Here is a 5,662-nt window from a genome sequence, read left to right as displayed (position 1 = left end):
TTTATTGGTTGAATTATTGTCGTGGGGCACCGCCTCCGTGGTGTGCCGCGATGTTTTTTAGCCTGGTTTGAATTTAGTGCAGTGCTGGTTCCCGTTTTCCCGGGGGCCGGTGTTGTGTCTGTTAGTAAACATTAACGGAGAGTTTGATCCTGGCTCAGGACGAACGCTGGCGGCGTGCTTAACACATGCAAGTCGAACGATGATCCGGTGCTTGCACCGGGGATTAGTGGCGAACGGGTGAGTAACACGTGAGTAACCTGCCCTTGACTCTGGGATAAGCCTGGGAAACCGGGTCTAATACCGGATACGACCTGTCACCGCATGGTGGCGGGTGGAAAGATTTATTGGTTTTGGATGGACTCGCGGCCTATCAGCTTGTTGGTGAGGTAATGGCTCACCAAGGCGACGACGGGTAGCCGGCCTGAGAGGGTGACCGGCCACACTGGGACTGAGACACGGCCCAGACTCCTACGGGAGGCAGCAGTGGGGAATATTGCACAATGGGCGAAAGCCTGATGCAGCGACGCCGCGTGAGGGATGACGGCCTTCGGGTTGTAAACCTCTTTCAGCAGGGAAGAAGCGAAAGTGACGGTACCTGCAGAAGAAGCGCCGGCTAACTACGTGCCAGCAGCCGCGGTAATACGTAGGGCGCAAGCGTTGTCCGGAATTATTGGGCGTAAAGAGCTCGTAGGCGGTTTGTCGCGTCTGCTGTGAAAGCCCGGGGCTCAACCCCGGGTCTGCAGTGGGTACGGGCAGACTAGAGTGCAGTAGGGGAGACTGGAATTCCTGGTGTAGCGGTGAAATGCGCAGATATCAGGAGGAACACCGATGGCGAAGGCAGGTCTCTGGGCTGTAACTGACGCTGAGGAGCGAAAGCATGGGGAGCGAACAGGATTAGATACCCTGGTAGTCCATGCCGTAAACGTTGGGCACTAGGTGTGGGGGACATTCCACGTTTTCCGCGCCGTAGCTAACGCATTAAGTGCCCCGCCTGGGGAGTACGGCCGCAAGGCTAAAACTCAAAGGAATTGACGGGGGCCCGCACAAGCGGCGGAGCATGCGGATTAATTCGATGCAACGCGAAGAACCTTACCAAGGCTTGACATGGACCGGACCGCCGCAGAAATGCGGTTTCCCTTCGGGGCCGGTTTACAGGTGGTGCATGGTTGTCGTCAGCTCGTGTCGTGAGATGTTGGGTTAAGTCCCGCAACGAGCGCAACCCTCGTTCTATGTTGCCAGCGCGTTATGGCGGGGACTCATAGGAGACTGCCGGGGTCAACTCGGAGGAAGGTGGGGACGACGTCAAATCATCATGCCCCTTATGTCTTGGGCTTCACGCATGCTACAATGGCCGGTACAAAGGGTTGCGATACTGTGAGGTGGAGCTAATCCCAAAAAGCCGGTCTCAGTTCGGATTGAGGTCTGCAACTCGACCTCATGAAGTCGGAGTCGCTAGTAATCGCAGATCAGCAACGCTGCGGTGAATACGTTCCCGGGCCTTGTACACACCGCCCGTCAAGTCACGAAAGTTGGTAACACCCGAAGCCGGTGGCCTAACCCCTTGTGGGAGGGAGCCGTCGAAGGTGGGACCGGCGATTGGGACTAAGTCGTAACAAGGTAGCCGTACCGGAAGGTGCGGCTGGATCACCTCCTTTCTAAGGAGCACCTCAAATTTAGCGCGGCCTTCCCGAGTGTTGGTTGTGCGGTTTGCAGGAGAGCCCATTGCGCAGGCGTTTGTTCTGCGGTGGGTGCTCGAGGGTGGAATATCAACGGATAGATTTTCTCTTGGCGGTTTCCATGCCGGTACGGTGTCCCCTTTTGCGGGGGTGCCTGGAAAGTGTGGGGGTTGTCCGGGGGGTTATTGTTTGGCACACTGTTGGGTCCTGAGGCAACAGGGACCGGTTCGGAAAGGGCCGGTGTTTGTTTGTTTCTGGTTTCCTGCGCAGTCCGGGTCCGGGCCACGGTGAAAACGTGGTTGGGGGATGGGTGCGACGGGGTTGTTGTTTGAGAACTACATAGTGGACGCGAGCATCTTATAAAGAAGCAATTTTGATGAACCTGGATCTGTTTTGGATCTGTGGTTCTCTCGATATTAATGCTGATTTTGATCTTTTGTGGTCAAGTTTTTAAGAGCACACGGTGGATGCCTTGGCATCAGGAGCCGAAGAAGGACGTGGGAATCTGCGAAAAGCCTGGGGGAGTTGATAACCGAACTTTGATCCCAGGATGTCCGAATGGGGAAACCCCGCCAGGGGCACTTGTGTTACCTGGTGACCCGTATCTGAACACATAGGGTACGTGGAGGGAACGCGGGGAAGTGAAACATCTCAGTACCCGCAGGAAGAGAAAACAACAGTGATTCCGTTAGTAGTGGCGAGCGAACGCGGAAGAGGCTAAACCGAGTCATGTGTGATAGCCGGCGGGCGTTGCATGGCCGGGGTTGCGGGACTTTCCGCTGCTGTTCTGCCGGACAGCTGAAGTGAGTGCAGATGCATAGGTGAACGGTCTTGAAAGGCCGGCCGGAGAAGGTGTTAGCCCTGTAACCGTAATGTGTGCTGCCGCTTGGAGAGTATCCCAAGTAGCACGGGGCCCGAGAAATCCCGTGCGAATCCGCCAGGACCACCTGGTAAGCCTAAATACTACCTGATGACCGATAGCGGACAAGTACCGTGAGGGAAAGGTGAAAAGTACCCCGGGAGGGGAGTGAAACAGTACCTGAAACCGTGTGCTTACAATCCGTCGGAGCAGCCCTAGCAGCTGTGACGGCGTGCCTTTTGAAGAATGAGCCTGCGAGTTAGTGTTACGTCGCGAGGTTAACCCGTGTGGGGAAGCCGTAGCGAAAGCGAGTCTGAACAGGGCGTTGCAGTGGCGTGATCTAGACCCGAAGCGGAGTGATCTACCCATGGCCAGGTTGAAGCGCGTGTAAGAGCGCGTGGAGGACCGAACCCACTTCAGTTGAAAATGGAGGGGATGAGCTGTGGGTAGGGGTGAAAGGCCAATCAAACTCCGTGATAGCTGGTTCTCCCCGAAATGCATTTAGGTGCAGCGTTGCGTGTTTCTTGCCGGAGGTAGAGCTACTGGATGGCCGATGGGCCCTACAAGGTTACTGACGTCAGCCAAACTCCGAATGCCGGCAAGTGAGAGCGCAGCAGTGAGACTGTGGGGGATAAGCTTCATAGTCGAGAGGGAAACAGCCCAGACCACCAACTAAGGCCCCTAAGCGTGTGCTAAGTGGGAAAGGATGTGGAGTTGCGAAGACAACCAGGAGGTTGGCTTAGAAGCAGCCATCCTTGAAAGAGTGCGTAATAGCTCACTGGTCAAGTGATTCCGCGCCGACAATGTAGCGGGGCTCAAGTACACCGCCGAAGTTGTGGCATTCATGTATTACCCAAGCCGGGGACTTGTTCCCTTGGTTCAGGGGCGTGGATGGGTAGGGGAGCGTCGTGTGGGCAGTGAAGCCGCGGTGGAAACCAGCGGTGGAGCCTACACGAGTGAGAATGCAGGCATGAGTAGCGAAAGACGGGTGGGAAACCCGTCCGCCGAATGATCAAGGGTTCCAGGGTCAAGCTAATCTGCCCTGGGTAAGTCGGGACCTAAGGCGAGGCCGACAGGCGTAGTCGATGGACAACGGGTTGATATTCCCGTACCGGCGAAAAACCGCCCATACCGAGCCGGTGATACTAACCGTCCAAACCGTGCATCCGTGCCCTTCGGGGCCAGTATGTGCGGGGCGCGCGGGACCTGAACCGGGGAGGTAAGCGTATTAACAGGTGTGACGCAGGAAGGTAGCCAGGCCGGGCGATGGTAGTCCCGGTCCAAGGATGTAGGGCGAACGGTAGGCAAATCCGCCGTTCACTAAGCCTGAGACCTGACGGGACCCCCGTATGGGGGGATCTGGTGATCCTATGCTGCCGAGAAAAGCATCGACGCGAGGTTTTAGCCGCCCGTACCCCAAACCGACACAGGTGATCAGGTAGAGAATACCAAGGCGATCGAGAGAATTATGGTTAAGGAACTCGGCAAAATGCCCCCGTAACTTCGGGAGAAGGGGGGCCTGCCCCGTGATACAGACTTGCTCTGTGGAGCGGGTGTGGGCCGCAGAGACCAGGGGGAAGCGACTGTTTACTAAAAACACAGGTCCGTGCGAAGTCGCAAGACGATGTATACGGACTGACTCCTGCCCGGTGCTGGAAGGTTAAGAGGACCGGTTAGCCCCTTGTGGGCGAAGCTGAGAATTTAAGCCCCAGTAAACGGCGGTGGTAACTATAACCATCCTAAGGTAGCGAAATTCCTTGTCGGGTAAGTTCCGACCTGCACGAATGGAGTAACGACTTCCCCGCTGTCTCAACCATAAACTCGGCGAAATTGCACTACGAGTAAAGATGCTCGTTACGCGCAGCAGGACGGAAAGACCCCGAGACCTTTACTATAGTTTGGTATTGGTGTTCGGTGTGGCTTGTGTAGGATAGGTGGGAGACTGTGAAGCCCGGACGCCAGTTCGGGTGGAGTCATCGTTGAAATACCACTCTGGTCACTCTGGACATCTAACTTCGGCCCGTAATCCGGGTCAGGGACAGTGCCTGATGGGTAGTTTAACTGGGGCGGTTGCCTCCTAAAGAGTAACGGAGGCGCCCAAAGGTTCCCTCAGCCTGGTTGGCAATCAGGTGGCGAGTGTAAGTGCACAAGGGAGCTTGACTGTGAGAGAGACATCTCGAGCAGGGACGAAAGTCGGGACTAGTGATCCGGCGGCACATTGTGGAATGGCCGTCGCTCAACGGATAAAAGGTACCTCGGGGATAACAGGCTGATCTTGCCCAAGAGTCCATATCGACGGCATGGTTTGGCACCTCGATGTCGGCTCGTCGCATCCTGGGGCTGGAGTAGGTCCCAAGGGTTGGGCTGTTCGCCCATTAAAGCGGTACGCGAGCTGGGTTTAGAACGTCGTGAGACAGTTCGGTCCCTATCCGCTGCGCGCGCAGGAAATTTGAGAAGGTCTGTCCTTAGTACGAGAGGACCGGGACGGACGAACCTCTGGTGTGTCAGTTGTACTGCCAAGTGCATCGCTGATTAGCTACGTTCGGATTGGATAACCGCTGAAAGCATCTAAGCGGGAAGCCGGCTTCAAGATGAGATTTCCATACACCCTCGAGGTGTGGGAGGCCCCCAGCCAGACCACTGGGTTGATAGGCCGGATGTGGAAGCAGGGACTAAAGACCTGTGAAGCTGACCGGTACTAATAGGCCGATAACTTACACCACACACTTCCCTGGCCGTAAAACCGACTTCAAACGGTTTCACGGCAACATAGAGGGGAAGGAAAAGATACTTGCATCGCGTCCACTATGTGGTTCCCGGACAACAACCGTCCCAGGGAACACCACAATTACATACAGTCCAAGAATGAACTGATGTAACCACAGGTTTCACCCCCTGCCCGCAGCCCGGAAACTCTTTTCCGGTCAGCAACGGGCGGCCCGGGGTGGCAAGGGTTACGGCGGTCATAGCGTGGGGGAAACGCCCGGTCCCATTCCGAACCCGGAAGCTAAGACCCACAGCGCCGATGGTACTGCACCCGGGAGGGTGTGGGAGAGTAGGTCACCGCCGGACATCTTTTGAAAGTGAAGGGCTCCACCATGACGGTGGAGCCCTTCACCCATTTAAG

General features: G+C 56.2%; 3 rRNA genes. All 3 read left to right on the top strand.

From position 1 onward, the window contains the following. Nucleotides 1–131: 131 nt before the first annotated feature. The 3 genes from B0G38_RS22980 (at nt 132) to rrf (ending at nt 5,607) form a co-directional block, all read left to right on the top strand. Nucleotides 132–1,655: ribosomal RNA gene (locus B0G38_RS22980) — 16S ribosomal RNA — on the top strand. Between the two features lie 461 nt (nt 1,656–2,116). Then, nucleotides 2,117–5,258: ribosomal RNA gene (locus tag B0G38_RS22975) — 23S ribosomal RNA — on the top strand. Between the two features lie 232 nt (nt 5,259–5,490). Next, nucleotides 5,491–5,607 (top strand): 5S ribosomal RNA (rrf, locus tag B0G38_RS22970). The 16S, 23S and 5S rRNA genes sit together here, the layout of an rRNA operon. Nucleotides 5,608–5,662 lie beyond the last annotated feature (55 nt).

Origin of the sequence: Crystallibacter permensis, assembly GCF_025960875.1 — a bacterium.
GTDB classification, from domain to species: domain Bacteria; phylum Actinomycetota; class Actinomycetes; order Actinomycetales; family Micrococcaceae; genus Crystallibacter; species Crystallibacter permensis.
This window is presented reverse-complemented; position numbering and strand designations above follow the sequence as displayed.